36 protein-coding genes and 1 pseudogene are annotated in these 26228 nt (G+C 71.3%); 17 read left to right on the top strand and 20 right to left on the bottom strand.

Annotated features, from left to right (window positions below):
- Positions 1 to 26: 26 nt before the first annotated feature.
- The gene (locus IE317_RS16345) at positions 27 to 2210 is read right to left on the bottom strand and encodes an MMPL family transporter (RefSeq protein ID WP_191310893.1); all 2184 of its coding nucleotides are present in this window, start codon (positions 2208 to 2210) and stop codon (positions 27 to 29) included.
- A gap of 205 nt (positions 2211 to 2415) precedes the next feature.
- On the opposite strand from IE317_RS16345, the gene IE317_RS16350 reads away from it, so the two are divergent.
- Positions 2416 to 3009, top strand: a complete 594-nt coding sequence (locus tag IE317_RS16350; protein WP_191310895.1) for a TetR/AcrR family transcriptional regulator — start codon at positions 2416 to 2418, stop codon at positions 3007 to 3009.
- Between the two features lie 57 nt (positions 3010 to 3066).
- Here the strand turns inward: IE317_RS16350 and IE317_RS16355 are convergent, their stop codons facing one another.
- Together IE317_RS16355 and soxR are read right to left on the bottom strand one after the other, a co-directional pair.
- Positions 3067 to 3600, bottom strand: coding sequence for an RNA 2'-phosphotransferase (locus IE317_RS16355; protein WP_191310897.1), 534 nt, complete (start codon positions 3598 to 3600; stop codon positions 3067 to 3069).
- Positions 3601 to 3634: 34 nt separating this feature from the next.
- Positions 3635 to 4096 carry a redox-sensitive transcriptional activator SoxR gene (soxR, locus tag IE317_RS16360; protein WP_043783125.1) on the bottom strand — a complete coding sequence of 154 codons (462 nt, stop codon included), beginning with the start codon at positions 4094 to 4096 and terminating at the stop codon, positions 3635 to 3637.
- Positions 4097 to 4148: 52 nt separating this feature from the next.
- Here soxR and IE317_RS16365 point away from each other — a divergent pair, with 52 nt between their 5' ends.
- Both IE317_RS16365 and IE317_RS16370 read left to right on the top strand, forming a co-directional pair.
- Positions 4149 to 4838, top strand: a complete 690-nt coding sequence (locus IE317_RS16365; protein WP_191310899.1) for a thiamine pyrophosphate-dependent enzyme — start codon at positions 4149 to 4151, stop codon at positions 4836 to 4838.
- 5 nt (positions 4839 to 4843) lie between these two features.
- Positions 4844 to 5734: a transketolase family protein gene (locus tag IE317_RS16370; RefSeq protein ID WP_373309061.1), complete on the top strand. Its 891-nt coding sequence runs from the start codon at positions 4844 to 4846 to the stop codon at positions 5732 to 5734.
- On the opposite strand, the gene IE317_RS16375 is transcribed toward IE317_RS16370, so the two are convergent.
- Entirely contained in the window at positions 5712 to 6830 is a 1119-nt protein-coding gene (locus IE317_RS16375; RefSeq protein WP_191310902.1) for a hypothetical protein, read from the bottom strand. The genes IE317_RS16370 and IE317_RS16375 overlap by 23 nt on opposite strands.
- The gene (locus IE317_RS16380; protein ID WP_191310904.1) at positions 6797 to 7009 is read right to left on the bottom strand and encodes a hypothetical protein; all 213 of its coding nucleotides are present in this window, start codon (positions 7007 to 7009) and stop codon (positions 6797 to 6799) included. The genes IE317_RS16375 and IE317_RS16380 overlap by 34 nt, the downstream gene beginning before the upstream one ends.
- Before the next feature lie 80 nt (positions 7010 to 7089).
- Here IE317_RS16380 and IE317_RS16385 point away from each other — a divergent pair, with 80 nt between their 5' ends.
- Entirely contained in the window at positions 7090 to 7686 is a 597-nt protein-coding gene (locus tag IE317_RS16385; RefSeq protein WP_229902735.1) for an NUDIX hydrolase, read from the top strand.
- Here the strand turns inward: IE317_RS16385 and IE317_RS16390 are convergent.
- The 3 genes from IE317_RS16390 to IE317_RS16400 are packed head-to-tail and all read right to left on the bottom strand — an operon-like array spanning position 7672 to position 9651.
- Positions 7672 to 8217, bottom strand: coding sequence for an NIPSNAP family protein (locus tag IE317_RS16390; RefSeq protein ID WP_191310906.1), 546 nt, complete (start codon positions 8215 to 8217; stop codon positions 7672 to 7674). The two genes, IE317_RS16385 and IE317_RS16390, sit on opposite strands and share 15 nt — an antisense overlap.
- 36 nt (positions 8218 to 8253) lie before the next feature.
- On the bottom strand, positions 8254 to 9426 hold the full coding sequence (locus tag IE317_RS16395; RefSeq protein ID WP_191310908.1) for an acyl-CoA dehydrogenase family protein: 1173 nt from the start codon (positions 9424 to 9426) through the stop codon (positions 8254 to 8256).
- Between the two features lie 48 nt (positions 9427 to 9474).
- On the bottom strand, positions 9475 to 9651 hold the full coding sequence (locus IE317_RS16400; RefSeq protein WP_191310910.1) for a hypothetical protein: 177 nt from the start codon (positions 9649 to 9651) through the stop codon (positions 9475 to 9477).
- Between the two features lie 170 nt (positions 9652 to 9821).
- Between IE317_RS16400 and IE317_RS16405 the strand changes: the two genes are divergently transcribed.
- Genes IE317_RS16405 through priA form a run of 3 tightly spaced genes read left to right on the top strand, consistent with a single transcriptional unit; the run spans position 9822 to position 12109 of the window.
- Positions 9822 to 10685, top strand: coding sequence for a hypothetical protein (locus tag IE317_RS16405; protein WP_191310912.1), 864 nt, complete (start codon positions 9822 to 9824; stop codon positions 10683 to 10685).
- A gap of 32 nt (positions 10686 to 10717) precedes the next feature.
- On the top strand, positions 10718 to 11335 hold the full coding sequence (gene hisH / locus IE317_RS16410) for an imidazole glycerol phosphate synthase subunit HisH (RefSeq protein WP_191311125.1): 618 nt from the start codon (positions 10718 to 10720) through the stop codon (positions 11333 to 11335).
- Positions 11336 to 11371: 36 nt separating this feature from the next.
- Positions 11372 to 12109 carry a bifunctional 1-(5-phosphoribosyl)-5-((5-phosphoribosylamino)methylideneamino)imidazole-4-carboxamide isomerase/phosphoribosylanthranilate isomerase PriA gene (gene priA / locus IE317_RS16415; RefSeq protein WP_191310914.1) on the top strand — a complete coding sequence of 246 codons (738 nt, stop codon included), beginning with the start codon at positions 11372 to 11374 and terminating at the stop codon, positions 12107 to 12109.
- Here the strand turns inward: priA and IE317_RS16420 are convergent.
- Both IE317_RS16420 and IE317_RS16425 read right to left on the bottom strand, forming a co-directional pair.
- Positions 12106 to 12807, bottom strand: coding sequence for an SDR family NAD(P)-dependent oxidoreductase (locus IE317_RS16420; RefSeq protein ID WP_229902736.1), 702 nt, complete (start codon positions 12805 to 12807; stop codon positions 12106 to 12108). The genes priA and IE317_RS16420 overlap by 4 nt on opposite strands.
- An 8-nt stretch (positions 12808 to 12815) precedes the next feature.
- The gene (locus IE317_RS16425; protein ID WP_191310918.1) at positions 12816 to 13253 is read right to left on the bottom strand and encodes an SgcJ/EcaC family oxidoreductase; all 438 of its coding nucleotides are present in this window, start codon (positions 13251 to 13253) and stop codon (positions 12816 to 12818) included.
- 73 nt (positions 13254 to 13326) lie between these two features.
- On the opposite strand from IE317_RS16425, the gene IE317_RS16430 reads away from it, so the two are divergent.
- On the top strand, positions 13327 to 13779 hold the full coding sequence (locus IE317_RS16430; protein ID WP_229902737.1) for a MarR family winged helix-turn-helix transcriptional regulator: 453 nt from the start codon (positions 13327 to 13329) through the stop codon (positions 13777 to 13779).
- Here IE317_RS16430 and IE317_RS16435 read toward each other — a convergent pair.
- Positions 13731 to 14336: a dihydrofolate reductase family protein gene (locus IE317_RS16435; RefSeq protein ID WP_191310920.1), complete on the bottom strand. Its 606-nt coding sequence runs from the start codon at positions 14334 to 14336 to the stop codon at positions 13731 to 13733. The genes IE317_RS16430 and IE317_RS16435 overlap by 49 nt on opposite strands.
- A gap of 88 nt (positions 14337 to 14424) precedes the next feature.
- Here IE317_RS16435 and IE317_RS16440 point away from each other — a divergent pair, with 88 nt between their 5' ends.
- From IE317_RS16440 to IE317_RS16450, 3 genes are read left to right on the top strand one after another with little or no spacing between them, the layout of a single operon-like run.
- Entirely contained in the window at positions 14425 to 15018 is a 594-nt protein-coding gene (locus tag IE317_RS16440) for a TetR/AcrR family transcriptional regulator (RefSeq protein WP_191310922.1), read from the top strand.
- A gap of 56 nt (positions 15019 to 15074) precedes the next feature.
- Positions 15075 to 15416, top strand: coding sequence for a DUF1330 domain-containing protein (locus IE317_RS16445; protein ID WP_191310924.1), 342 nt, complete (start codon positions 15075 to 15077; stop codon positions 15414 to 15416).
- A 49-nt stretch (positions 15417 to 15465) separates the two neighbouring features.
- Positions 15466 to 15939 (top strand): GNAT family N-acetyltransferase, encoded by a 474-nt coding sequence (locus IE317_RS16450; RefSeq protein ID WP_191310926.1) that lies wholly within the window; start codon positions 15466 to 15468, stop codon positions 15937 to 15939.
- Here IE317_RS16450 and IE317_RS16455 read toward each other — a convergent pair.
- Complete coding sequence (locus IE317_RS16455) at positions 15923 to 16309, bottom strand: PPOX class F420-dependent oxidoreductase (RefSeq protein ID WP_191310928.1); 387 nt, start codon at positions 16307 to 16309, stop codon at positions 15923 to 15925. The genes IE317_RS16450 and IE317_RS16455 overlap by 17 nt on opposite strands.
- Positions 16306 to 16872: a putative glycolipid-binding domain-containing protein gene (locus tag IE317_RS16460; protein WP_191310929.1), complete on the bottom strand. Its 567-nt coding sequence runs from the start codon at positions 16870 to 16872 to the stop codon at positions 16306 to 16308. Before IE317_RS16460 ends, IE317_RS16455 begins: the two co-directional genes overlap by 4 nt.
- 133 nt (positions 16873 to 17005) lie before the next feature.
- On the opposite strand from IE317_RS16460, the pseudogene IE317_RS16465 reads away from it, so the two are divergent.
- A pseudogene (locus IE317_RS16465) lies at positions 17006 to 17942 on the top strand (hypothetical protein).
- Here the strand turns inward: IE317_RS16465 and IE317_RS16470 are convergent.
- The 3 genes from IE317_RS16470 to IE317_RS16480 all read right to left on the bottom strand — a co-directional run bounded on the left by IE317_RS16470 (position 17932) and on the right by IE317_RS16480 (position 20645).
- Positions 17932 to 18906, bottom strand: a complete 975-nt coding sequence (locus IE317_RS16470) for a hypothetical protein (RefSeq protein WP_191310931.1) — start codon at positions 18904 to 18906, stop codon at positions 17932 to 17934. The pseudogene IE317_RS16465 and the gene IE317_RS16470 overlap by 11 nt on opposite strands.
- Positions 18903 to 19403, bottom strand: a complete 501-nt coding sequence (locus tag IE317_RS16475; RefSeq protein ID WP_191310933.1) for a SigE family RNA polymerase sigma factor — start codon at positions 19401 to 19403, stop codon at positions 18903 to 18905. The genes IE317_RS16470 and IE317_RS16475 overlap by 4 nt, the downstream gene beginning before the upstream one ends.
- Positions 19404 to 19472: 69 nt before the next feature.
- Complete coding sequence (locus IE317_RS16480; protein ID WP_191311129.1) at positions 19473 to 20645, bottom strand: phytase; 1173 nt, start codon at positions 20643 to 20645, stop codon at positions 19473 to 19475.
- A gap of 107 nt (positions 20646 to 20752) precedes the next feature.
- On the opposite strand from IE317_RS16480, the gene hisF reads away from it, so the two are divergent.
- From hisF to IE317_RS16500, 4 genes are read left to right on the top strand one after another with little or no spacing between them, the layout of a single operon-like run.
- Entirely contained in the window at positions 20753 to 21526 is a 774-nt protein-coding gene (gene hisF, locus IE317_RS16485; RefSeq protein WP_191310935.1) for an imidazole glycerol phosphate synthase subunit HisF, read from the top strand.
- Positions 21527 to 21555: 29 nt separating this feature from the next.
- A complete protein-coding gene (locus IE317_RS16490; RefSeq protein WP_373309055.1) occupies positions 21556 to 21900 on the top strand; it encodes a hypothetical protein in 345 nt (114 codons plus the stop codon).
- Entirely contained in the window at positions 21897 to 22259 is a 363-nt protein-coding gene (gene hisI, locus IE317_RS16495) for a phosphoribosyl-AMP cyclohydrolase (RefSeq protein ID WP_043783154.1), read from the top strand. Before IE317_RS16490 ends, hisI begins: the two co-directional genes overlap by 4 nt.
- Positions 22256 to 22609, top strand: coding sequence for a DUF1304 domain-containing protein (locus IE317_RS16500; RefSeq protein WP_191310939.1), 354 nt, complete (start codon positions 22256 to 22258; stop codon positions 22607 to 22609). Before hisI ends, IE317_RS16500 begins: the two co-directional genes overlap by 4 nt.
- A gap of 1 nt (position 22610) precedes the next feature.
- On the opposite strand, the gene IE317_RS16505 is transcribed toward IE317_RS16500, so the two are convergent.
- Both IE317_RS16505 and IE317_RS16510 read right to left on the bottom strand, forming a co-directional pair.
- Positions 22611 to 22778, bottom strand: coding sequence for a DUF397 domain-containing protein (locus IE317_RS16505; protein WP_191310941.1), 168 nt, complete (start codon positions 22776 to 22778; stop codon positions 22611 to 22613).
- Positions 22779 to 22790: 12 nt separating this feature from the next.
- The gene (locus tag IE317_RS16510; RefSeq protein WP_191310943.1) at positions 22791 to 23627 is read right to left on the bottom strand and encodes a helix-turn-helix domain-containing protein; all 837 of its coding nucleotides are present in this window, start codon (positions 23625 to 23627) and stop codon (positions 22791 to 22793) included.
- Positions 23628 to 23885: 258 nt separating this feature from the next.
- Here IE317_RS16510 and IE317_RS16515 point away from each other — a divergent pair, with 258 nt between their 5' ends.
- Entirely contained in the window at positions 23886 to 24857 is a 972-nt protein-coding gene (locus IE317_RS16515) for a DUF3592 domain-containing protein (RefSeq protein WP_229902738.1), read from the top strand.
- Positions 24858 to 24949: 92 nt separating this feature from the next.
- Here the strand turns inward: IE317_RS16515 and IE317_RS16520 are convergent, their stop codons facing one another.
- Complete coding sequence (locus tag IE317_RS16520; RefSeq protein ID WP_191310945.1) at positions 24950 to 25564, bottom strand: TetR/AcrR family transcriptional regulator; 615 nt, start codon at positions 25562 to 25564, stop codon at positions 24950 to 24952.
- Positions 25565 to 25610: 46 nt separating this feature from the next.
- The gene (locus IE317_RS16525) at positions 25611 to 26222 is read right to left on the bottom strand and encodes a TetR/AcrR family transcriptional regulator (RefSeq protein WP_191310946.1); all 612 of its coding nucleotides are present in this window, start codon (positions 26220 to 26222) and stop codon (positions 25611 to 25613) included.
- Between the last annotated feature and the right edge of the window lie 6 nt (positions 26223 to 26228).

Below are 26228 nucleotides of genomic sequence, written 5' to 3' on the forward strand. Positions count from 1 at the left end.
CGCCGAGGGGCCCTTTTCCGTGCTTGTCAGCGGCTCGCGCCGACCAGTTCCCGCCCGTCGTCGCCAGGGGCGTCGTCAAGCTGCTTCGTCAGCTTCTCGCCCTCCACGTCCACGTCCGGCAGGATCCGGTCCAGCCACTTCGGCAGCCACCACGCGCTGCGGCCGAGCAGGGACATCACCGCCGGCACCAGCGTCATGCGGACCACGAACGCGTCCACCAGCACACCGAACGCCAGCGCGAAGCCGATCGACTGGATCAGCGACGACTCGGCCAGCACGAACCCGGCGAACACGCTGATCATGATCAGCGCCGCCGCGACCACCACGCGTGCTCCGTGCCGGAAGCCCGTGACCATCGCTTCCTGCGGCTCCGCGCCGTGGACGTGCTCTTCGCGCATCCGCGTCACCAGGAACACCTGGTAGTCCATCGCCAGCCCGAACAGCACGCCGATCAGCAGGATCGGCAGCATGCTCATGATCGGGCCGGTCGACTCGACGCCGAGCAGGTCCGTGAGCCAGCCCCACTGGAACACCGCGACCACCGCACCGAACGTCGCCGCGACCGAGCCGAGGAAGCCGATCGTCGCCTTCAGCGGCACCACCACCGAGCGGAACACCAGCATCAGCAGCACGAACGCCAGCCCGACGATCAGCGCCAGGTACGGCAGCATCGCGTCCGACAGCTTCTCGGAGACGTCGATGTTCGCCGCCGTCTGGCCGGTGACGGCCAGTTTCGCGTCCAGCGACCCCGATTCGGCGCGGATCGCGGCCACCAGGTCCTCGGTCTGCGTGCTGCTCGGGCCGCTCTTCGGGATCACCGTGAGCAACGCCGTGTCGCCGGCCTGGTTGAGCCGCGGCGGCGTGACGGCGGCGACGTCCGGCAGCTTCTGGATGCCGGCCGCGGCCTGGCCGAGCGCGGCCTGGCGGTTGGCGCTCCCGGAGACGTCGACGACGACCAGCAGCGGCCCGTTCGAGCCTTCGCCGAAGCTGCGGCTCGCGATCTCGTACGCCTTGCGCTGCGTCGACTCCGGCGCCGCGGTGCTGTCGTTGGGCAGGCCGAGCTGCATGCTCAGCGCGGGCAGCGCGACGACGGCCATCCCGGCCAGCGCGACCAGCAGCACGGCGATCCGGTGGCGGCCGACGAACCGCGCCCAGCGTTCGCCGTGCGTCGGTTCGACCGGCTTGCGGCGCAGCCGGATGCGGCCGCCGGCGACCCGGGCCCCGGCGAAACCGAGGATCGCGGGCAGCAGCGTCAGGGCGATGAGCACGGCGATCGCGACGGTGGCGGCCGCCGCGACGCCCATCTGGCCGAGGAACGGGATGCCGATCACGGTGAGGCCGGCCAGCGCGATGATGACGGTGAGCCCGGCGAAGACCACGGCGGACCCGGCGGTGCCTGCGGCCCGTCCGGCGGCTTCTTCCGGGTCGCGGCCGATGCTCAGTTCGTGGCGATAGCGCGACACGATGAACAGCGCGTAGTCGATGCCGACGGCCAGGCCGATCATCAGCGCCAGGACCGGCGTGTTCGAGTTCAGCTCGAGGAACCCGGACGCGAGGAAGATGCCCGCCATCCCGGTGCCGACGCCGATCAGCGCGGTGAGCAGCGGGATCCCGGCCGCGAGCAGCGAACCGAACGTGATGATCAGCACGACGGCGGCGACCGCGACGCCCAGGCCTTCGGTGGCGCCGGTCGCGGGCACACCCTGCACGGCGTCCCCGCCGAACTCGACGGTGAACCCGGCGGCGCGGGCGGTGTTCGCGGTGTCCAGCAGTGCCTGACGGTCTTCGTCGGTCAGTTCGTACGCTTTCGCTCCGTAACTGACCTGGGCGAGGGCGACGCGTCGATCGGGTGAGACCGCCTGCGCCTGGAACGGGTCGACCACGGCCGCGACCTTCGGCGCCGTCTTCAACTGCCCGACGAGGGCTTCGACGGCCGCCTTGCCCTTGGCGTCGGCCACCGTGGTCCCGGCGGGGGCCTCGATGACCACGCGCGCGGTCGCGCCACCGGCGTTGGCCTGCGGAAACTTCTCGGTGAGCTGGTCGGTCGCCCGCTGCGACTCGGTGCCGGGGATCGTCACCGAGTTCGACAGCTGGCTGGAGAGCGTCAACGCGCCCAGGCCCAGTGCCACCAGGACCGCCGCCCAGACGGCCGCGACCAGCGCTCTGCGCCGGAAGGAAAACCGGCCGAGCCGGTACAGGAAGGTCGCCACGAGTCAGCTCCGTTTCGCCCGAACGGGGTCAGTTCACTCCATAGGGTCCTTTCCAAGCTAGCCGATCGGCAAGGACGACTCCAAGCCGATCGGCAAGTATGTGACTTGCCGAACAGCAAGGTTTATTCCTTGCCGTTCGGCTAGTAAGGCGGTTTGCCGATCGACAGGGCGTGACGTAGGCTCCGACGGCTGCTGAGGAGGAAGAATGACCGCCGGCCCGGCCGAGGACACCCGGACCCGACTGCTGCAGACCGCGCTGCGCCTGTTCACCGAACACGGGGTCGAGGGCACGTCGCTGCAGATGATCGCCGACGCGCTGGGCATCACCAAGGCGGCTGTGTACTACCACTTCAAGACGAAGGCGGAGATCACCGAGGCTGTTGCCGAGCCCGGTGTCCGCGACCTGGACGAGCTCGTGCGCCGGGCCGCGGCGCAGAAGCGCCGGGGCGCGCAGGTGGACCTGCTGCTGGAGGGGTTCGTCGACCTGGTGATCCGCCACCGCGCGCTGGTGGCGCTGTTTTCGAGCGACCCGGGCATCGCCCGCGCGATCGAGAAGTCCGCCCACGGCGGTATGGAGGGCTTCGGCCGCGCGTTGCTGGGCATTCTGTCGGGCCCCGAACCGGACACGACGGCCCGCGTCAACGCCCTGGTGACGTTGACGGGCATCGCCATGGCGGGCGGCTCCCCGGACCTCGCCGGCCTGGGGGATGAAGAGTTGCGCGCGGAGCTCCTGGACGTGGGCCGCCGCCTCCTGGGCCGCCCCCGCCGCCGAGCCGCCACCCCGCTCGCCACCCTCTGACCCCGAGCCGACCCTCCAGGTACGCAAGCCGACCCGCCAGGTACGCGCGGGCGCCGGTCAGCTGGTGAAGGTCAAGTACTCCGGCGGTACCGCCGAGGTCAGCCAGACTTTGTTGGCGCTTACCTGGAAGGCGTGACCTTCCGCGGCCATCGCGGCGGCGTCGACCCGGAGAATCACCGGCTTGCCGCGGCGGGCGCCGACGATTCTCGCCGTCTCCATCGTCGCCGACAGGTGGACCGCGTGGCGGTTCATCGGGCGCAGGCCCTCGCGGAAGATCGCGTCGAGGTACTTCGCGGCCGTGCCGTGGTACAGCACGTCCGGCGGCGTCGCGTCCGGCAGGCCCAAGTCGACCGCGACGCTGTGACTCTGGCTCGCGCGGATGCGCGTGCCCGTTTCGTCGAAGGCGAAGCGGCGCTTGTTGTTCTTCTCGACCACCTCGTCCAACTCCGAGCGGGTGATCGCGAGCGCGCGCAGGAGCGCGTCGACCGGCGCCCAGCCACCGGGGGCGAGGGTGAGGCCGAGGGCGGCGGGGTCGTGGCGGAGGTGCCGGGACAGCCGCTTCGAGATGCGGATGATTTCCTTGTCGTTCATTGCCTTCCCAGCATCCTCGCCGAGCGCAAGCGGTTTAGATGCCGCCTTCGACCGCCGGCCGCAGCTTGCTCGCGCCCGGCCCGAAGCGGGCCAGCTCGTCGTCGTTGTTGTACAGCGCGCAGCTGCGCAGCGACAGGCAACCGCAGCCGACGCAGCCGGTGAGCCGGTCGCGCAGCCGTTGCAGGGCGTCGATCCGCGCGTCGAGTTCGTGCTGCCAGTCGCGGGAAAGGCGCGCCCAGTCCGCCTTCGTCGGGGCGTGGTCCGCCGGCAGCGTCGCCAGCGCCGAGCTGATGTCCTCGAGGGAGAGCCCGACCCGTTGCGCGGCGCGGATGAACGCGATCCGGCGCAGCACCGAGCGCGCGTAACGGCGCTGGTTGCCCGCCGACCGCTCCGAGCTGATCAGCCCCTTCTCCTCGTAGAACCGCAGTGCCGTGTGCGGAACCCCGCTGCGTTCCGCCACCTGTCCGATGCTGAGATGTTCAGCGAGCCTGGTCACCTGGTCAGGCTATCCTTGACTTCGAGTTTAGTCGAGGTTGCATCGTCGGGTCATGACCACTGTGACCGCACCGGGCCACGCCGATCTGCCCCGGCTGATTTCGCTGATGACCGGCGACGAAAAGCACAGCGCCGCCGCGGAGTCCACATTGGACGTCTTGTGGGTGCTCTACGACCGCGTGCTCGACGTCACGCCCGAGAACTTCCGTGATCCCGGCCGTGACCGGTTCCTGCTGTCCAAAGGGCACGGGCCGATGGCGTACTACGCCGTGCTCACCGCGAAAGGCTTCATCGACGAGGCGGAACTGGCGACGTGGTCCGACGCGGTGTCGCGGCTGGGCTACCACCCCGACCGGCGCCGCATCCCCGGCGTCGAAATCTCCAGCGGCTCCCTCGGCCACGGCCTGCCGATCGCGTTCGGCACCGCGCTCGGCCTGCGCGCCCGCGGCCTGACCGCGAAGGTCGTGACGCTGGTCGGCGACGCCGAGCTGGACGAAGGCTCGAACCACGAGGCGATCGTCGTCGCGGCGCGCGAAGGCCTCGAAAACCTGACCACCGTGGTGATCGACAACCAGTCGTCGACGCGCGGCTGGCCGGGCGGCATCGCGCGCCGCTTCGCCGTCGAAGGCTGGGAGACGCGCACGGTGTCCGGCCGCGACCACGCCGCGTTATACGACGCCTTCACCGCCGCCCACCCCGGCCGGCCGCTGGCCGTGGTCGCCGTCGTCGAACCGAAAGGCTGAACATGCTGCCGATGCGGGAAACCTTCCTCGCCACCACCGAACGGATCGTCGACGCCGACCCGGACGTCGCGGTGGTCCTCGCCGACATCTCGGCCGCGCAGCTCGCCGGCGCCGCGCGGCGGCACCCGGACCGGGTGATCAACGTCGGGATCCGCGAGCAGCTGCTGGTCAGCACGGGCGCCGGGCTGGCGCTGGCCGGACTGCGGCCGATCGTGCACACGTTCCCGCCATTCCTGGTCGAGCGCGCCTTCGAGCAGATCAAGCTGGATTTTTCGCACCAGGAGGTGGGCGGCGTCCTGGTGTCGTGGGGAGCGTCGTACGACATGCCGACGGCGGGCCGCACGCACCAGTCCCCGGGCGACGTCGCGCTGATCGATTCCCTGCCGGGCTGGACGGTCCACGTGCCGGGCCACCCGGCCGAGGCCGAACGCCTGCTGCTGGAGTCGATCCCCGGAGACGGCCGCGTCTACCTGCGGCTTTCGGCGCAGGAGAACGCTTCCCCGCACCTGGGGGTGGGGTTCACGCGGCTGCGGCAGGGAGCGCGCGGCGTGGTGGTGGCGGTGGGCCCGGTCCTGGACCGCGTCCTGCGCGCAACGGCGGGCCTGGACGTGACGGTGCTGTACGCCTCGACGATCCGCCCATTCGACGGCGCCGGCTTGCGGTCGGCGGCGCTGGCGGCCGCGGCCGACGTGGTGCTGGTGGAGCCGTACCTGGCGGGGACGTCGGCTCACTGGGTGGCGGAGGCGCTTTCCGGCGTGCCGCACCGGTTGCGGTCGCTGGGCGTGCGGCGGGACGCGGAGATCCGGACGTACGGGGGGATCGGGGATCACGATCTGGCGCACGGGCTGGACGCCGGGTCGCTGGGGCTGTCGATCAGGGAGTTTTTGGGGGAGTAGGCGGGGAGTCGCCGGCCGCGGGTGGTTTCCGGTACCGGAGGTGGACCTGCTCGCCGTCCAGCAGGTCCATCAGCTTGGCGTTGGTCCGGCGTTCTTCTCGCGTGTCGTGCGGGCGCTCGGCGTTGAGACCTTCGTAAAGGGCGAACCGGTTCAGGTCGATCACAGTCTTCACCGCCGTGGTGTATTCGTCGGCGGCCGCCACCGCGGCACGGTAGGCGAGATAGGCCAGCGTGTAGGGCGCGAGGCTGGCCAGCAACCACCAGCCATCGGTGAGCAGGCAGGCGACGGCTTCCAGGCAGCCGAGCAGGGAGACCACACACAGGCGGACCGACGTGTCCATCTGCTGCCGGGTGTCCCGGAGGTACTGCACGTGCTTGTCCGGCGCGACCAGCGTGAAATGCGGCGCGGTGAGCACCGCGTCGAGACCGTATTGCTTGCCGGCGCGGTCTTCTTCGCGTCGCAGTGCGTTTCCCAGCCGGGTCGGCATGATCCGATCGATGTCGGGATAGCGTTCGGTTGCGTGCGCCGCGGCGTCGGCGGCCGCGAGCAGCCCACCGAGGTGGTTGCCGTGCGCGGACCTGAGCACGACGGCTCGGCACTGCTCGTCCGTTTGCCCGGCCAGGAACGCCGGGTCCACGCGTCGGATATCGGCCACGGTCTCTTCGATCCCGGCCTCCAATCGAGCTTCGAGACGGGTGGCGACGTCGTTCGCCCGGAGCGCTCGGGCGCGGTGGTGGCGGATCCGCGCACCCAGGACGACCCGGGCCGCTCGGGAGTATCCCCAATAACCTTCGAGGACTTGCGTCATCGCGAACTGCAGCGGGTGCAGGAACAATCCGGTGGCCAGGCTGGCCAGCAGGATCCAGGCGACGCCGGTGAGCGACCAGCCGCCGATGCGGGGGCCGATCCACTCCGGGTGCGGTGGCCCGTACCAAGCTCCGCTCGCGGCCAGCGCCGCCGACCAGAGCACGAGGAACAGTGCGGGCAGCATGCTGACGAGCCCGAAGTAGCGGCCCACCCGGCTTCCGAGGTTCAGCGTGCTTTCGGCGAACGACGGTGCGCTCACCGGTTCGGCCTGCTGGTCTGGAAGCCGCACCGTGTGCAGCTGTACGTGCCGTCGCCGTTGCGGCGCAGGCTGCCGCCGCAGCCGTCACGCGGGCACGGCCCGCCTCCTCCCGGGCGGCGGCGACGGCCGGGCATGCGCGAGGGCGGGTCGTTGAAGCCGAGCGCGGCGATCGGGCGGATGAGGACCAGGACGAGCCGAAGCCTGCGCATGCGCCTCACCCCGCCCTCCAGGATCCGACCATGGTAGGTCAGCATTCAGGCCCAGTCGAGGAGTGTGGGACGAGGTCAGGATGGGGTTTTCACCCTGGGCGGTGCCTGCCGTGGGGATCGTCGTCGTGGCGGTGGCCGGGGTTTTCGGGGGTGGGTGGGCGTGGCTGACCGTCGGGGTGCTCGTCGTCGCCGGGGTCGGGTGGCTCGGGCGGGGCGTGCTTCGGGAGCCGCGGGTCGATAGCGTGATCGCCATGCCAGCGATCCGGCCGATCGTCCTTGCCGTCATCCGGCGGGGGAGTGCCCTCCTTGTCTTCGAAGCGCGCGATGACGTCAAAGGCGAGACCTTCTGCCGGCCGCTCGGGGGTGGGATCGAGTTCGGGGAGACCAGCCAGGACGCCCTCGTGCGGGAGTTCCGGGAAGAGCTCGACGCCGAGATCGAAGTCGAGCAGCTGCTCGGCGTGCTCGAGAACGTCTTCACCTGGCAGGACCGGCCCGGGCACGAAATCGTCTTCCTCTACGCCGCCGAGTTCGCCGACCGCAGCCGGTACGAGCGCGACGAAATGAAGATCCTCGACGATCCCGCCACCGCGCGCTGGGTCGACCTCGCCGAGTTCCGCGAGGGCCGCAAGGTCCTCTACCCCACCGGGCTCATCGAACTCCTCTCAGCGGATCAGTGACCGCGAAGTCGGCACGAGCTCGAACGACGACTCCGAAGCGACCCGGCTGAACGACACCGAGAACGGCCCGTCCGTGCGGACCGGCAGCTGCGGGAAGGTGTTCGGGGACGGCTCCGTCTCGAACGCCGCGAACGCCTGCTCCGGCGGCGGTGCCGGCGCAGCGGAAACCGTCACGTGCACCCCCGTGCCCGGCGGTGGTGAAGCCAGGCCGCGGCGCACCGGGCGCAGCAACAGCACGTTGTCGGAGTCGATCATCGTGGCGTTCGCCGCCGAGCGGTGTTCCTTCCAGACCGGGCCGAAGTAGAACTCCTCGAGCGCCTGCTTGCGGGCCTCCATCGAGCGGAACCCGCGCAGCCACACGAACTCGTCCGGCGACGCCCGCGCGCGGAACAGCCCGAACAAGTGCGCGCCCGCCGCCTCCTGCGGCTCGACGAACTCGCGCTCGAACAGCTCGATCAGCTCATCGCGCCGGCCTGGGTGCAGGGTGTATCGCCGCAGCTCCACCACGGTCTCGAACTCGGAAAACGTCATGCCGCAGAAGCTAGCGGGTACCACCGACAAAACCGATCAGCGGAACGCCGCCAGCCCCGTGACCGCCTGGCCGAGCGACAGCGCGTGCATCTCTTCGGTGCCCTCGTACGTCAGCACCGTCTCGAGGTTCGCCATGTGCCGCATCACCGGGTACTCCAGCGAAATCCCGTTCGCGCCCAGCATGGAACGGGCCTCGCGCGCCACCGAAAGCGCCGACCGGACGTTCGCCATCTTCCCGAAGCTGACGTGGTTGTGGTGCAGGGCGCCGGCGTCCTTCAGCCGCCCGATCTGCAGCGCCACCAGCCCGGCCCGGTTGACCTCGACGACCAAGTCGGCGAGCTTGCGCTGGGTCAGCTGGAACCCCGCGAGCGGCTTGCCGAACTGCGACCGCGAGAGCGTGTACTCCAACGCGGCCTCGTAACACGCCCGCGCCGCGCCGACGACCCCGAACAGGATCCCGTAGCGGGCCTCGTTCAGGCAGGACAGCGGCCCGCGCAGCCCGCGGACCTCGGGGAACGCCGCCGACGACGGCAGCCGGACGCCGTCGAGCACCAGTTCCGCCGTCAGGGACGCCCGCAGCGACAGCTTGTGCTTGACCTCGTTCGCGGTGAAACCCGGCGTCGACGTCGGGACGACGAAGCCGCGGATCCCGTCGTCGGTCTGGGCCCAGACGACTGCGACGTCGGCGACGGTTCCGTTGGTGATCCACATCTTCGTGCCGGACAGCACCCAGTCGCCGCCGTCGCGCACCGCGCGCGTCCGCATCGAGCCCGGGTCGCTGCCCGCGTCCGGTTCGGTCAGGCCGAAGCAGCCCAGCGCGTCCCCGGTGGCCATCCGCGGCAGCCACTCCTGGCGCTGCTCTTCGCTGCCCCACCGGTGGATCGCGTACATCGCCAGCGAGCCCTGCACCGAGACGAAGCTGCGCAGTCCCGAGTCGACGGCCTCGAGTTCGCGGCAGGCGATGCCGTACGCGACGGCGCTGGTGCCGGCGCAGCCGTAGCCCTCCAGGTGCATGCCGAGCAGGCCGAGCGAGCCGAAGCCCTTCGCCAGTTCCGCGGCGGGGAGTGCGCCCGTTTCGTACCACTCGGCGACGTGGTCGAGCAGCTGGTCCTTCGCGTACGCGCGAACGGCGTCGCGGATGGCGCGGTCCTCCTCGGCGAGCCCGGCGTCGAGGTCGAGGAAGTCGTGAGGGTCAGGGTTGCTGCTCATGAGGACTCCCGGGGGACGCGTCGATGCGGCCCCCGCAGGAAACCACAGTCAGGCTTCTGTTCTCCGCGTGGCGTTCGTCACGCGCGCAGCAGGTGCGCCCGGCGTGCACCGCGGGCGGGTCTGCTGGCGGGGGATCAGCAGCTCGCTGAACTGCGGAAACGGCACGCTTTCGATGTCTTCGCGCCAGGCGTGCAGCATCTGGGACAGCAGATCGTCCTCGGCCATCTTCGCCTCCCTGGCGTCCGGTCGCGCAGCATCAAGGCACACGATCGAGTGAAGTGATACCCGGCAAGCGGGACGGTCAAACGGGTGTCTTCAAGATTTTTTCGGGAAGTGCGTGCTCTGTGGCAGGATGACGTCGCCGCCGCCAAGGCCTCAACTCCCGAGGAGCGCACATGCGCGCACTGCGGACGGCAAGTCTGCTCGCCCTCACCACCGCCACCCTGCTCGCCGCCACCGGCGTGGCCGCTGCGCACGGCGCCCGCTGGCAGCAGGTCGGCCACACCACCGCCGAGAACCGGATCAGCGGGGAAGGCCTCGCGACCCTCCGGCTGCCCGGCCACGCCCCCGAGATCGTCTACCGCAACGGCGCCACCATCCCGCAGCCGCTCAAGGACAAGGGCTGGGGCCACGTCGGCGACCCCGACTCCCTGCGCGGCTACGTCTTCGACGTCTACCAGGACACCCGCACCGCGACGCCCACGACCAAGATGTACCTGGTCACCCAGCCCGACGGGACGACGACGGAGTTCGTCCACCCGCTGCAGCCCGACGAGCCCGCCGCCAACGCGAACGCCCAGGTCGCGGCCACCCCCGACGGGCAGTGGCTCGTCTCCGGCCCGCTGGGCGAGGTCGACCGTCTCTTCGTCTCGCCGACGCCCTTCCTGAACCCGCGCGGCCCGCGGCAGGCGGGCGATCTCCCGGTCGCCGCGCGCATCCACCTCGACCACCACATCCGCAGCGCCCAGGGGTGCGACTTCGTCGGCGCGACCCGCCTGATCTGCGCCACCAGCGACCCGTACAACGACCTGTACCCGACGAACCTGCAGCTCCTGCAGATCGACCTCGCGCGACCGCTGACCGGCCGCGACGTCACCGCGCGGGTGCACGAGCTCGGCCAGGTCCCGCTGGTCAGCACCTGCACGGGGACCTTCACGCCGGAAGGCGTCGACTACGACGACGGCGTGCTGCGCGTCGAGGTCGTGCCGCCGTCACCCTGCAACACGGTGACCGACGTCTATTCGTTCGAACGCCGCTGAGCGCGACGGCTACGCTGGGTGGCGTGTCTCGTGTGGTGATCCTCGACTACGGTTCCGGCAACCTCCGCTCCGCCGAACGCGCTGTGACGCGCGCCGGGGCCGACGTCGAGGTCACCGCCGACCCGCATGCCGCCGTCGAAGCCGATGGGCTGGTCGTGCCCGGCGTCGGCGCCTACTCCGCCTGCATGGCCGGGCTGCTCGACGTGCAGGGCCACCGGATCATCGGGAAGCGGCTGGCCGGCGGGCGTCCCGTGCTCGGCATCTGCGTCGGCATGCAGATCCTCTTCTCCCGCGGGGTCGAGCACGGCGAGGAGACCGAGGGCACCGGGGAATGGCCCGGCGTCGTCGACCGGCTGCACGCCGACGTCCTGCCGCACATGGGGTGGAACACCGTGCGCGCGCCCGCGGACTCGCAGCTGTTCGCCGGGCTCGACCCGGAGGAGCGGTTCTACTTCGTGCACTCCTACGCGGCGCGCAAGTGGGAGCTCGACGGCCTGGCGGGGCAGGAACCGAAGGTCACCTGGGCCCACCACGGCGAGGACTTCGTCGCCGCGGTCGAGAACGGGCCGCTGTGGGCCACCCAGTTCCACCCGGAGAAGTCCGGGGACGCCGGGGCGCAGCTGCTGCGCAACTGGCTGGCGACCCTCTGACCGGGTGATCCGGGGCGCCGCCCTAGAGTTACCCGCGTGACTTTCACGCTGCTTCCCGCCGTTGATGTGGCCGATGGCCAGGCCGTGCGACTCGTCCAGGGCGAGGCCGGCACCGAGACCTCCTATGGCAGCCCGCTCGAGGCCGCGCTCGCCTGGCAGCGCGACGGCGCCGAGTGGATCCACCTGGTCGACCTCGACGCCGCCTTCGGCAAGGGCAGCAACCGCGAGCTGCTCGCCGAGGTCGTCGGACGGCTCGACGTGCAGGTCGAGCTCTCCGGCGGCATCCGCGACGACGCGTCGCTGAAAGCCGCCCTGGACACCGGGGCCCGCCGGGTCAACCTCGGCACCGCCGCGCTCGAGGACCCGGAGTGGACGGCCCGGGTCATCGGCGAGTACGGCGACCGCGTCGCGATCGGCCTCGACGTGCGGATCACCGAGGCCGGCCACCGGCTCTCCGCCCGCGGCTGGACCTCCGACGGCGGCGACCTCTGGGACGTCCTGGAGCGCCTGGACCGCGACGGCGCGTCCCGGTACGTCGTCACCGACGTCAGCAAGGACGGCACGCTGCGCGGCCCGAACCTCGACCTCCTGCGCGACGTCGTCGCCCGCACCGACGCGCCGGTGATCGCCTCCGGCGGGGTGTCGAGCGTGGCGGACCTCGTCGCGCTCGCGGGCTTGGCCGCCGACGGTGTCGAAGGCTCGATCGTCGGGAAGGCGCTCTACGCCGGCGCGTTCACGCTGCCGGAAGCCCTTGCGGCGGTCGCGAAGGCCTAGGCGAGCAGGGACACCGCGGTCCGGCGGGGCAGCAGCCCCGCGGCCGCGGTGAACACGGCGTTCGCGCGCCCTGAAACGATCGTGGGGCCTTCACGGCGGCGGACCGCTCGCAGGGCCCGTGCTGCGACGTCTTCCGGGGTCTGCACCAGCCACGAGGGAACGCCGTCCGCGCCCTGGGACTCGGTCCTGGTCACTCCCGGGCACAGCGCCAGCACGTGCACGCCACGGGCTTTCTGTTCGTGCCACAGAGTTTCGGAGAACGACGTCACGAACGCCTTGGTGGCGCTGTAGACGCCGAGTCCCGGCTTGGGCGTGCGCCCCAGTGTCGACGAGACGTTCACCAGCGCGGCGCCCGGCTGCGCCGAGGCGAGGAACGCGTGGGCGAGCGTCACCACCGCGCGGCAGTTGAGGTCCAGCACGGTCAGCGAGTCCTCGAGTGAGGTCTCCGCGAAGCCGCCGTGCACCGCGACGCCCGCGTTGTTCACCAGCAGCGTGTACGGCTCGGTCAACCGCTCGACGGTGGCCTGCAGGCCTCCGCGGGTGGTCAGGTCCGCGGCCAGGTGGTCGTGGCCCGGCCCGAGTTCGGCCAGGAGACCGGCGAGGCGGTCTTCGCGGCGCGCCACGGCCGTCACCGCGTAGCCCGCCGCGGCCAGCGTTGTCGCGAACGCCCGGCCGATGCCCGCGCTCGCTCCCGTCACCAGCGCCTTCACCGCTTCGGCTTCGTTTCCGGCGCGAACGCGAACGAGACGCGCTCCATCAGCGGCTTGCGCCGGGTGTTGTGGAAGGCCGCGACGAGCCAGCGGCCGCCGTCGCGGACCAGCGTGTACGTCTGCACCTTGGACAGCTTCTTCGGCGCGTCGCCCTTGTATGTGTCGCCGTTGGTGCTCACTACCGCGACGTCCGCGCCGAGGAACCGCACGTCCAGGACCTCGTGCGCGAGCCGGGTGCCCTTGAGGAACTTCTCGAACAGGACGCGGTGGCTGCCCGCGATGTCGTCGCGGCCCGAGTACCGCGTACCGACGAAGGTCACGTACGTCGCGTCTTCGGTGAAGTGCGCGCCGTACGCGTCGGCGTCGCCACGGCCCCATGCGTCGGCGAGCGAGTCGAGCACGGCGGTGACGGCTGTCCGGTCGGTGGTCATCATGGTCGTCTCCTATACTTAGCTTCATGTGTGCAGTATCTGCACGCATGCAGATATTATCCAGGAGGAGGATCCGGTGGCAAGGGAACGGCACGTGGTGTTCCGGCGGTACCTGGACGCGGTGGGGCTGCACGGCCTGGCCGGCGCGGAGGCGGCCGGGCTGCACGCCACCGAGTGGTACGCGCTCAGCCTGCTCGATCTCGAAGGCGCACTGACCTCGGGCGAGCTGTCCGCGCGCACGGGGCTCACCACGGGCGCGACGACCCGGCTGATCGACCGGCTGGAGCGCGCCGGCTACGTCCGCCGCGCGGCCGACCCGGCCGACCGCCGCAAGGTGGTGGTGGAGCCGGTGCCGGACGCGCTCGCCGACATCGAAGCGATCGTCGGGCCGGCGCGCGGGCGGATCGCCGAGGTCATCGGCCGGTATTCACCGGCGGAGCAGGAGGTGCTGTTCGACTACTTCGCGCGGGCGGCGCCGGCTTACCGGGAAGCGTCGGAGGAGATCCGGGCGGCGACGCGGGGGCGGTAGGTGGTGATCGTGCCGCCGTGGCCGAACGTCAGGACCTCCACGGGCGTGAACGCGCGCGGCCCGAAGCCGTCGCGGAACATCGGCACGCCGCCGCCCGCGGCCACCGGGTAGGACTTGACCACCAGTTCGTCGATCTCCGGCAGCAGCTGCCCGGCCAGGTCCGCGCCGCCGCACAGCCAGATGTCCAAGCCGTCCTCGGCCTTGAGCTGCCGCGCGAGCGCCAGCGGGTCGCCGGGCACGAGGGTGACGGCCGGGTCGGCCTCGGTCAGCGACCGCGAGACGACGTACTGCCGCAGGTGCGGGTACGGGTCGGGCACGCCTTCGGCCAGCGGGATCGAGTAGGTGGTCCGGCCCATGATCACCGTGTCGTACCGCTTGTTCGGGGTGTCCACGGCCATTCCGATGAGTGGCCGGATGTGCGCCGGCATGGTCTCCGGGAATTCCGCGCGCACATGGGTCACCATGTCCGGGTCGAGCGGGTGGAAATCCGTCTCCCCGCCCGGTCCGGCGATCATGCCGTCGATGCTGACGCCGATGAAGTACACGAGCTTGCGCATGCTGCCCCCTGCCGGATGAACTCCGGATGTAGTACTTTGAACGAAGTGGTTGGAACCGTAGTACTACGTTTGGAGTGGTGTCAACGTCATGGTGCGACGCAATCCCGAGCGGCGGGCCGCCCTGCTCGACGCCGCGATCGAAGTCCTCGCCCACGAAGGCGCGCGGGGCCTGACCTTCCGCGCGGTCGACCAGCAGGCCGGGGTGCCGGTCGGCACGGCCTCCAACTACTTCTCCAGCCGCGGCGAAATCCTCAAGCACGCGGGGGAGCGGGTCTACGAACGGCTGGTGGACGACGCGGTGATCGCGGGCGGCCTCGAAGGGCCGCGCGACCGGGCTCGCGTCACGCAGCTGATGCACGAACTCGTCGACCGCGTCGCCGCGTTCCCCACGGGGTTCCTCGCGCTGCTGGAACTGCGGCTCGAAGCCGCGCGCCGTCCGGAGCTGCGGGAGGTGCTGACCCGCCGGATCCGCGCGGACGTCGACTTCAACGTCGAGTACCACGAGAAGTCCGGCCTGCCCGGCGACGGCACGATGGTGGTCCTGCTGTGGCTGGCGCTGAACTGGCTGATCATGGAACGGCTGACGCTGCCGGACCTGTTCACCGACGAGCAGCGCCGCGACCTCGTCACGGCGCTGGTCGAGCGGCTGCTGGCCGGGCAGCCGGCATTACCTCCGGCGTAATCGACGCCGAGCACGCGAGCGGCGAGGATTTCCTTACGCCAGACGAAAGGAACGCCATGACCGCCTACGGACTCGCCCACCTGCGCCCGCCCGCCGTACTGCCGGAGGAGGTCTTCGAGTACCTGGAGCGCATCCAGGCGACACTCGACCCGTACGGCGGCAGGTTCCTCGTGCACGGCGCGCCGGTGCAGGTCAAGGAGGGCGAGTGGGCTGGTGGGCTCGTGCTCATCGAGTTCCCGAGCCTCGCTGCGGCGCACGAGTGGTACGACTCGCCCGCCTACCGTGAGATTCTGCGGCTGCGCGCGGACCACATCCCCGGTGACCTGATCGTCGTCGAGGGCTGCGGACCCGACCACGACTCCGCCGCGATGGCCGCGGCCCTGCGCGCCGCCGCTTGAGGCCGAAAAGCGGCTGACAGCGGCCCGTGACCGTCGTAGGTTGCCGCGGGTGGAGGAGATCGTCACCCAGCTCGAAATGACCGCCGCGAGTCAGCTCAACCCCGCGCCGCTCGTCGACGGCGTTGCGCTGCGGACCACCGGGCCGGGGCCGCTGATCCGCGAGCTGCACGTCCGGATCGGGACGCCGTACCGGTGGCCGAGCGCCACGCGCGGGGACGGCGAATGGGCGCGCTGGCTCGCCGAGCCCCGCGAATACCGGCTGATCGAGTACCGCGGCGAAATCGCCGGCGTCGCGGATTTCGCGGCGCAGCCCGGCGGTGACGTCGAGATCACCACGTTCGGCCTGGTGCCGGAGTTCGTCGGCAAAGGACTCGGCGGGTTCGCGCTCACCCTCGTCGTCGCCGACGCCTGGGCGCTGCCGGGGACGCGGCGCGTCTGGCTGCACACCTCGACCCTCGACCACCCGAACGCGCTGCCGAACTACCTGCGGCGCGGTTTCCGCAGCTTCAGCCGTCCAGTTTGACCGCGATGCCGACGGTCCGGTCCGCCGGCCCGCGCAGCTTCGAGAAGAACATCGTGACGCGCCCGACGATGCCGTACTTGCGGGCGATCGCCCGGCGGACCCGCTCGGTTTCGGCGGCGTCCAGCAGCCGGGCCTGCCCGGACACCTTCGCGCCGTGCGTCTTCTGCCCGCGCAGGTCGCACGCCTGGACCTCGACCCGGCCGTCGTTGCGGATGCGCTTGACCTTGCCGGCCTTCCGCTCCGACCACAGCACGAGCTCGCCGTCCTGGCCGGCCACCCAGAGCGGGGTCGGCACGGCCCGCCCGTCGCGCCGGAACGTGGTCAGGACGACGTAGCGCTCGGCGGCGAGGCGGTCGGTCTCGGAGGTCATGCGCCCACCGTAGCCGGGTGGCGGACGGCGATGCCGGGGTAGCGGGTGATCAGGCCCGTGTCGTCGTATTCGAGGACGCAGGCGAAGCCGAACGCCGGCGCCGCGTAGCCGTACCGGCCCGGGCCCAGGCGCTCGTAGGTCTGCTCGAGCCGGTCGACGCCGAGATCGGCCGCCCGGACGTAGGCGGCCGGCGCCTCGGCCCGGCCGCCGTCCGCCAGGGCGAGCCGGTGCACCGGGAAGGTGTTCGTCATCGCGGACGCCTCCAGGTCGAGGTCGAGGCAGCCGTCCAGGTGCGGCGCGGGCCGCCCGTCGAGCCGCCAGTGCCCGCGGCCGTCCGCTTCGACCGTCAGATCCGGCCCGCCGAGACCACCGATCCGCGCCGCGCGCAGTGTCCACTGTGGACTTACCGTGAGGGAGTACCGCACCGCCCACGCGACGCCGTCCTCGACCGCGGTCGTGGCGCCTTCGACCAGCCAGCCGCCTTCGTGGCGGCGGAAGCGGGTCACTTCGAAGCCGGTGCGGGCGTCTTCGTGCCGCCAGGCGGCGCTGCCCGGAAAAGTCATGTTCCACCGTAACCCCGGCCCGGGACTGCTTACGCCTTTTGGCGCCGAAACCCCACTCGCCCGGCCGAAGCGTTTCAACACCTGTGCCTGCAACGCTTTACCTGCTGGATTTCCCGCACACTGGAGGGCGTAGATGGCGGTCGGACAGCAGGTACCGGTTCATCCTCGAGCAAGTTTCTTCGGCGCCGGGCCATACCCCGCGCGCCGGGCGGCCATCGCGGTCGCCGCGGTCGTGGCGGGCTTCGTGCTGACCGCGATCTGGTCGGCGCCGTTCGTCGACTCCGTGATCGGGGACAGCGTCGCCAACGGACTCCTCGGCCACGACGCCAAAGCCACCCCGATCAGCGGGGTTCTCGCTGGGACCCTCTTCGCGTTCGTCTCGGGCCTCGCAGGCTCCTTCACCGCCTGCAACATCGCCGCTTTCGGCGCCGTCGCGCCGCTGGTGGGCGAGCAAACGAACGAAAAGCGCAGCGCGCTCAAGCCGCTCGGCTGGATCGCGGCCGGCATGCTCACCGTGTCGATCGTCTACGGCGTCATCGTCGCGCTCGTCGGCACGCGGATGCCGCAGTTCGACACCTCCAAGACCACCGGGCTCCCCGCGCAGCATCCAGTCCATGATCGCCTTCGGCGTCGTCGGCCTGGTCTTCCTGCTGATGGGCCTGATCGCCCTCGGCATCCTCCGGAACCCGTTCGAAAGCTTCACCCGCCGCCACCCCGCCGCGCCGCTGGTGCTGATGGGCGCGCTCATCGGCGGGTTCCTCATCGGGCGGCCGTACCCGCTGTTCCGGATCATGTTCCGCGACGCCGCCGAGCAGCACAACGTGCTCTACGGCGCCGCCGCGTTCGCGCTGCAGTCGCTCGGCAACATCGTCGTCATGGCGGTGCTGTTCCTGGTCCTGACCTACGCCACGGGCGGCCGCGTACAGCGCTGGCTGGCCGCGAAACCGGCGCGGATCGCGACGGTGACCGGCGCGGCCCTGCTCGTCGGCGGCACGTTCACGCTGCTCTACTGGGACGTCCGCGTGCTGGGCAGGCTCGGGTACATCTGGTTTCCGATGATCAACTGGTAGTCCCGAGCCAGCGGTAGTCGGGCGCCGGGTCGAGCTGGACGCCGTTCGCGACGGCGATCAGCTCGGCCTCCGGCCGTGCCCCCGACACCCGCAGCCAGCGTCCCGACGGCAGCCGCACGAAGACCATCGCCTCCCGCCCGTTCGCCGGCGCGACGAAGAAGCCCTCACCACCGCGGACGGTCACCGACACCGCCTTGTCCGGACTGGGCGGGTTCGGGCCCGCCACCACCCGCACCACCGGGACCGACGGCCGGGCCGGGTCGGCCGCGGTCAGCTCGGTGCTCGCGGTGCCGGCCCCGGTGCCCTGCACCGCGGCCGAACGTTCGGCCAGCCCCGCCGGCAGCGGGCCGAACCGCACCTCACCGCGGACACCGACCGGCTCGGCGGTGACCGAGTCCGCGATCCGCTGGGCGACCGTGCGGGCGTCCCGGAGCCCGGCGACGGACACGACGAGCACGTGCCGGTCGTCGGCCAGCCAGGTCAGCTGCGCGGCCTCGCCGGAGCCGGTGAGCATGGCGACCCGGCCGTGCACCAGCGCCTGGTCCTTGATCGACGCGATCTTCAGCGCGGTCTGCGACCACTCCGGGTCGGCGGTGGAGTAGGCCTGCAGCGTGATCGACGCGGGGCCGTCGAGCCACCGCCGGACCTGCGGGGCGGTCCCGGGCCCGCCTTCGCGGTGCTGCTCGGTGAAGCCGTCCGGCAGCCACTCCGGGCCGTAGCCGAGCACCGGGCGGCCCGCGGCCGGCGTCAGGTCCGTGCTGGTCAGCAGCTGGATGCCGGAGAAGGCGCCGACCACCACCACGACCACCGCGGCGGCGACCAGGGCCAGCCGGGTCGCCGGACGGCGCTTGCGCCCGGCGCGGGCGAGCGCGTCGCGCACCGCGTGGCCCTCCGGGGCACGGGCGGCGAGGCGGTCCAGGCTGTCCCGGATCAGCGTCTCGGTCTCGGACTCGCTGCGGGTCATTCGGGGGCTCCGGTGGTGACGGCGGTGTGGTTCAACCCGGCTTCGCGCAGGGTGGCCAGTGCACGCGAGATCTGGCTGCGCACGGTGGACGCGCCGCACCGCAGGACCGCGGCGATCTCGGTGTCGGTGTAGTTCTCGTAGTACCGCAGCACGACGGCCGCGCGCTGCTTGCGGGGCAGCGTGGCGAGCAGGCCGAGCATGGCGTCCCGCTCGTCGTAGGCGGCCGACGGGTCGGGTTCGGGCGGGCCGAGCGCGTCGAGGACGTCGTGGCTGCTGGCCACCATCCGCCGCACCGCGCGCCGCCGCCACGAGAGGTACTCGTTGGTGATCATCCGCCGCACGTAGGTCGACGGTGCGGCGATGCCGTCCCACCGCAGCTGGGCGCGCAGGAGCACGTCCTGGACGACGTCCTGGGCCAGGTGCGGGTCGTTCGTCAGGACGGTGGCGTAGCGGAGCAGCCCGTCCAGCCGCTCCGCCACGAACTCTTCGAAGGTCACACGCGTCCTCTCGTCACCACTGTGGACGCGTGAGGGGGCCGTGCCGCTGCACGGCGGACGAGACTTTTTTCACCGCCCGAGGACGTCCTCCAGCCGGACGAAGGCGAACCCGGTGGTCGGGAGGTCGCCGGCCGCGGGACGGCGCTCGCCGTCGTGCACCACCAGGAGGCCGTGCGGGAAGCGGCGGCCCAGGGACGCGGTGCTGATCGCCGAGCCGTCGGAGTGTTCGACCGAGTCCGTCCCGCGGCCCGCGACGATCCGCAGGTCACGGACGTGCTTGCCGTACACGACGAACCGCGAGTCGCCCTGGCTGGAGGCGAACAGCGTGCCGTTCGCCACGGCGAGGCCCTCCGCGTCGGCCGTCAGCCACCGGCCGCCGAAGCCGGGGTCGGCGCCGTCCGGGACGCACTCTTCCGAAGCCGCGTCCCAGCGCGAGGGGACGCCGAAGGAGCGCACGCGGTCGATCAGCTCGGGCCGCCCGAAGCCGGTCGAAGTCAGCGGGATCCGCCAGATCCCGACGTCCTCCTGGGCGGTGTAGAGCACGCGCCCGTCGATCACCGAGCCTTCCAGCTGCGGCCGCTCGCCGGGCTCCTCGCACGGCGACCACGGCGTTCCGTCCGGCAGGCGGAACCGCGACGGCAGGTCCACGGTGGCGATCGGCGCGGTACCGACGGTCCCGCCCGGCCGGTCGACGAGCCGCAGCAGCGCCACCCGCGTCTCGTGCCGCCGGGTCACCGCCACCCACCGGACGCCGGTGCGCGGGTCCCGGCCCGCGGCCAGGCCGTAGGCGGTCCGCTGCTCGTCCACTTCGGACTCCGACGCCGAGAACACCGGCGCGGCGGCGGGGTCGGTGACGTCACGCAGCACGTGCGCCCCGGCCGCCGCGCCCGCGGGGTCGATCCGGTAGACGCGGACGCGGTCCCGGCCCCGGTCGCTGACCACGGCCAGGTCCCCGACGACGTCGACGTTGTTGAACCGCCCGCCCGGCCCGGCCGGCACCAGCTGCAGGGTCCGCGCGCCCAGGTCGAACGCGGCGAGGCCGCCCTCCTTGAGGGTGCCGAGGACGACGCTGCGTTCCGGGTCGCCCGGGTGCACCCAGACGGCGGGGTCGTCGGCGTCGGCGTTGGCGGGGGAGGCGCCGGCGTCGTCGACGAAGGCCCGGGTCTGGAGGACGGGCGCCGGGTCGCGGGGAGCGGCCGAAGCGGGGACGGCGGTCAGGAGGGAGACGGCGGCCACGGCCACCGGGAGGAGTCTGCGCACGGGCGGAAACTAGACGAATCGGGTGGCCGGGACGTGAACGGTGCGTGCCATCCGCGGAGGTCCGGACGCTCTTGACTACGCTGGTGGGCATGTCTGTCGCGGTGCGGGTGATCCCCTGTCTCGACGTCGACGCGGGCCGGGTCGTGAAGGGTGTCAACTTCGCCGGCCTCCGCGACGCCGGTGACCCCGTCGAGCTGGCCCGGCGCTACGACGCCGAGGGCGCCGACGAGCTCACCTTCCTCGACGTCACGGCCTCTTCCGGCGACCGCGAAACGACGTACGACGTCGTCCGCCGGACCGCCGAACAGGTCTTCATCCCGCTCACCGTCGGCGGGGGCGTCCGCAGCAACGACGACGTCAACCGGCTGCTGCGGACCGGCGCCGACAAGGTCAGCATCAACACCGCCGCCATCGCGCGGCCCGAGTTCCTCAGCGAGGCGTCGCGGCGGTTCGGCGCCCAGTGCATCGTGCTGTCCGTCGACGCCCGGCGCGTGCCCGAGGGCGGCGAGCCGACCGCCTCCGGCTTCGAGGTCACCACCCACGGCGGCCGCCGGGGGACCGGCATCGACGCCGTCGAGTGGGCCGCCCGCGGCGAGGAACTGGGGGTCGGCGAGATCCTGCTGAACTCCATGGACGCCGACGGCACGAAGAACGGCTTCGACCTCGAACTCCTCGAACTGGTGCGCAAGGCCGTGCGCGTCCCGGTGATCGCCAGCGGCGGGGCCGGCGCCGTCGAGCACTTCCTGCCCGCGGTGCGGACCGGGGCCGACGCCGTGCTCGCCGCCAGCGTGTTCCACTTCGGACAGCTGAAGATCGGCGACGTCAAGGACGCCCTGCGCGAAGGCGGGGTCGAAGTCCGGTGAAGTCCTGGCAGGCACCCGTAGAGGTGAAAGTGACGGCCGGCCTGCTGGTCGGGCTGCCCGTCGCGTGGGCGCTGCTCGACCTGGTCCCGGTGCTGAGCGCCGGGGCCGGTCTGGCCATCTACCGGATGCCCGCGCTCGCGCTGATCCTCGGCGGCGTGGTCACCACCGGGCTCGTGCTGAAGATGGGCAGCGCGCGGATCGGCGGCCTGGTCGTCGCCGTCCTCTTCGCGCTGTTGCACGCGTTCCTGCTGCTCGGCGCCGAGCTGTGGTTCAACAAGCTGTTCTCCGGCCTCTCGTTCGCCGGGTACGGCTACGCCTTCGTCCTGCTGAACTCGATGCCGCTCAAGCGGCACATCCTGGGAGCCAACGCATGACCCTGGACGCGGCCGTTTCGGCGCGCCTCAAGCGCAACGCCGACGGCCTGATCGCCGCGGTCGTCGTCGAGCACGCCACTTCGGACGTGCTGATGATGGCCTGGATGAACGACGACGCCCTCGCCGCGACCCTGGCCACCCGCCGCGGGACGTACTGGTCGCGCAGCCGGCAGAAGCTGTGGGTCAAGGGCGAGACGTCCGGCCACTACCAGCACGTTCGCGAAGTGCGGATCGACTGCGACGGCGATACGGTCCTGCTGCGCGTCGACCAGACCGGCCCGGCCTGTCACACCGGCACGCACACCTGCTTCGACACCGAGGAACGCCTCCTCCTGGCCGATGAGAAAGAGCTCGCGTGACCATCGTCGCCGACATCCTGGTCGGGCTCGTCGCCCTGATCCACCTCTACATCCTCGTTCTCGAGATGTTCCTCTGGACCTCGCCGCGCGCTCGCGCCGGCTTCGGCACGACGAAGGAGTTCGCGGAGCAGACCAAGACGCTCGCAGCGAACCAGGGGCTGTACAACGGCTTCCTGGCGCTAGCGCTGATCTGGGGACTCATCGCCGGCGAGTTCCAGCTCCAGCTGTACGGTCTGGTTTGCGTGATCATCGCGGGCCTCTACGGCGCGGCGACGGCCAGCAAGCGGATCCTGTTCGTGCAGGTGGTCCCGGGGGCGCTGGCGCTGATCGCGCTGCTGCTGGCGCGGTAGGTCAGCGCAGCCGGTCGAGGGCGGCGCGCCAGGCCCGGGCGGAGACGGTCAGGTGACCGGCCTGGCGGGCCTTGGTGTCCCGCACGCCCACGACCGGCCCCAGCGCCACCTCCACGCAGCTGTCATTGGCGCCGCTGTGCGACGACTTGCGCCAAACGGTCGAGCTCACCATTGCCTCCGCTCACCGGGTGGCCTCCCTAAGCAGAGCCTGGGAAGCCTCTTCGCTCAGAGCTACCTTGTGAAGCAGCTTAGCAAGTTGCTGGTGTCCGGAGATCTGCGTTTCCTCGTGGAGGAAGGCTGTCGAGTAGGCGTGTTCGACCAAAGCGATCGCTGGTGAGCCGGGGAACTCGTAGATCTCGAAGGGGCCGATCAGGCCGGGGTGGTAGCCGGCTCCGGAGGGGACTATGCGGAGGCTGATGTTCGGCCGCGCGGACATCGCCACCAGGTGATCGATCTGGTCGGACATGATCCCGGGGTCGCCGATATTCTCGTGGAGCGAATGTTCGCCCAGCAAAGCGATGAATCGAATCGGGTCGTGGCGGGTGAGAATCTTCTGCCGTGCAAGCCTCACTCGCAGCCGCTTGTCGGCCTGCTCGATGGTCACCCCCGCGGAATTATCCATGATGGACCGGATGTAGTCCGCGGTCTGCAGCAGCCCGGGGACGATCAAAGGCGACCACGCGGTGATGGCGGTCGCAGTCCTTTCCAGGTCCAGCCTGGTGGTGAGGGCGAAGGGAAGGTCGGTGTTGCTGGATGCCAGCCAGTTGGGCTCGCGGGCGTGCCGGGCGAGCGTCCGGATCCGGTCCCGCTTCTCCCCTTGGATGCCCAACAGTGCCAGAATCGCCGACACGTCCTCGACGCTTGGCAGGCGATGTCCCTTCTCCCACGCCGACAGCAGCTGGGGGAGGATCCCCAGTTCGTCGGCGAGAACGCGAAGACCGACATTGCGCCCTTCGCGTTCTTCGCGCAGTGAAGCGGCGAGAGTTCTCGCGGCGGGTCCCGAAGACGTTGGCTTCATGAGCCGATAATACGAATACCGTCGATTCCCCGAATGTGCGAATGGTGTCCACGAAATGCGAGAAATGGCCATTGCGTCCGGCATCCGGGTGACGAGCGCCTGCTCACTGGCACGCCGGGCGCGGGCGACCGGATTGTCACGGCCCTAAGCTCGGCTGATGGTGCTCGACGATCCCCTCCGCGGTCTCACCCGGCGCCGGGCGAGGTGGCTGGCCGTGACGGCCGCCGGGATGGTCGTTTTCGTCTTTTCGTGGTGGCCGTGGCGGTTTACCGGCTCTCCGTCGCGGATCCCGTTTTCGATCGGGGGGACGTCATCGGCCTGATCGTCGTTTTTGCGGTTTCCCTCGCCTGCCTGGGACTGGGCGGCCGGTGCCTGCGGAAGACCGCCCACCGGATCCGCGCCACCGCGAGCGAAAACGGCTTCGGGAGCTGGCTTCCCGCGGCGACCGCCGACGACCACGACCGCCGCGTCGACTTCGGTGCCGAGACCGGACGGCTGCGGCGGATCACCGGCCGCGCCGCCGCGCTGATCCTGGTCTGGATTGTGCTCTTCGCGAGCGGGCTCACCGGGATGAGCCTGCTCGACGCGGCCGCCGACGAGCTCCTCGCGACCGGTCGCCGGGTGCCCGGCGTGGTGGTGTCCGTGGACACCCCCGCCAAGGGCACGCCGTCGATGCAGGTGCGCTTCGGCGGCCGGACCGTGAAGATCGTCCGCGACTCCGGGCACCGCTACCAGGTCGGCGAGGCGGTCACCGTCGTCGTGGACCCGGCCGATCCGGCGCGCGTGCGGACCACCGAAGAGGAGAACGAGAACCAGTTCGTCTTCTTCCTCTGCCTCTTCGCCGTCCTGCTCGGCCTCGCCGGGGCACCGGTGGCGGCCGGGGCCGCGCTCGGCTGGCGGCGCCGGGCCCGGGCGGTCGCGGCCACCGGGTGGCGGGTCGCCACCGTCGACGTCGTGCCGGACCGGTCCGTCACCCGCCGGAAGCGGCTGCCGCCGACCCTGCACGTCCGCTACCGGGACGGCACCGGGATCGTGCTGCGCGCGGTGCCGTCGACGCACGGCGCCAACGCCCTCGCCGACTTCACCGACCGGCTCGCGTGGGTCGGCGGCTGGGGCCGGGAGATGGTCGTCCTGTTCCCGCAGGGGCCGCGCCGGCCCGGGCCGTACGCGGTGCCCGCGGCCGCGAAGACCCCTCGGGCGGCCAGCGGGTTCCGCCGGTCCCGCCGATGACGCGCCGCGGGGTGGTGACCGCGGCGCACAGACCGGACGACGGCCATCGGGATGTGCGGAGTGAACGTGATTTCGGCGACGCCCGGTCGCGCTCAGCCGATCTCGCCGGTCAGGTAGCGCTGCAGGTTCGGCGCGATCGCCCGCACCAGGACCTCGACCTCCTCGGTGGCGAGCGGCTCGAACTTCGCCACGTACCGGACCATGCCCAGGCCCACCATCTGGGTCGCGCACAGGTTCATCCGCAGCGCGGTGCGGTCCGCGCCGATCGAGGTGATCACCGCGCTGAAGAACCGCTGGAAGAAGTCGCGCAGCACGTGGCCGGCCTGCTCGTGGCCGGTGATGCTGCGGATGAGCGCCACGAACTGGCCGCCGCCCGCGGTGTCCCAGCGGGTGACGAAGGTGCGGACGATCCGCTCGGCCAGCTCGTCGTCGGGGCCCTGGCGCAGGGCTTTCTGCAGTTCCATCGGGTCGAACGGCAGCTCGAGGACCGCCTGGGCGAACAGGCCTTCCTTGCTGCCGAACCAGTGGTTGACCATCGCCGCGTCGACGCCGGCGCGGGTGGCGATCGCGCGCACGGTCGCGCCGTCGTAGCCCGTTTCGGCGAACACGGCCCGCGCGGCGTCGATCAGCGCCGTGCGGGTGTCCTGGCCGGCCGGCCGGCGCCCGCGGCGGCGGGCCGTAGGCTCGGTGTTCTCGGTGGTGCTCACGGCCCCATCATGACGCACCACGCCATCAAATTCAACAATCATTGAATTAAGGCCGGGTGAGCCGCAGACCGTCCATCAGCAGGTCCAGCAGGCGGCCGGCCTTGGCTTCGTGCCGCGGCCGGGGGGCCACGGTGAAGATGCCGATGAGCGCGGCGGCGATGTCCTCGGCGCCGACGTCGGCGCGGAGCTCACCTGCCGCGCGGCCGGCGTCGAGGATCGCGGTGATGGCCGCCAGGAGTTCGGTGCGGGTCCGGGCGTGGGCGATCTCGCCCGCCTCGATCATCGCGAGCAGCGTGTCGAGCATCCCGTTCTTGGTGGCGATCCAGTCCCCGAACAGGTCCATCCAGCGTCGCATCGCCGCGGCCGGGGGCAGCCGATCGAGCAGGTCGTGTGCGCCGGTGGTCAGCCGGGCGACCTGGTCGCGGTAGACGGCGTCGACCAGCGACTCGCGGGTCGGGAAGTGCCGGTACAGCGTGGCGATGCCGACCCCGGCCTCGCGGGCGATCGCGCGCAGGGACGGTTCGGTGTCCCCCGAGGCGAACAGCCGGGTCGCCACCGCGAGCAGCTGGTCGCGGTTGCGGGCCGCGTCCGCCCGCGCCGCGCGGCTGTCCGGCTCGGCCGAAACGGATCGCGCTCCGGTTGTGCTACGGTCGTCCATGGAAAC

The sequence above is a fragment of the Amycolatopsis bullii genome (assembly GCF_014654205.1).
GTDB classification, from domain to species: domain Bacteria; phylum Actinomycetota; class Actinomycetes; order Mycobacteriales; family Pseudonocardiaceae; genus Amycolatopsis; species Amycolatopsis plumensis.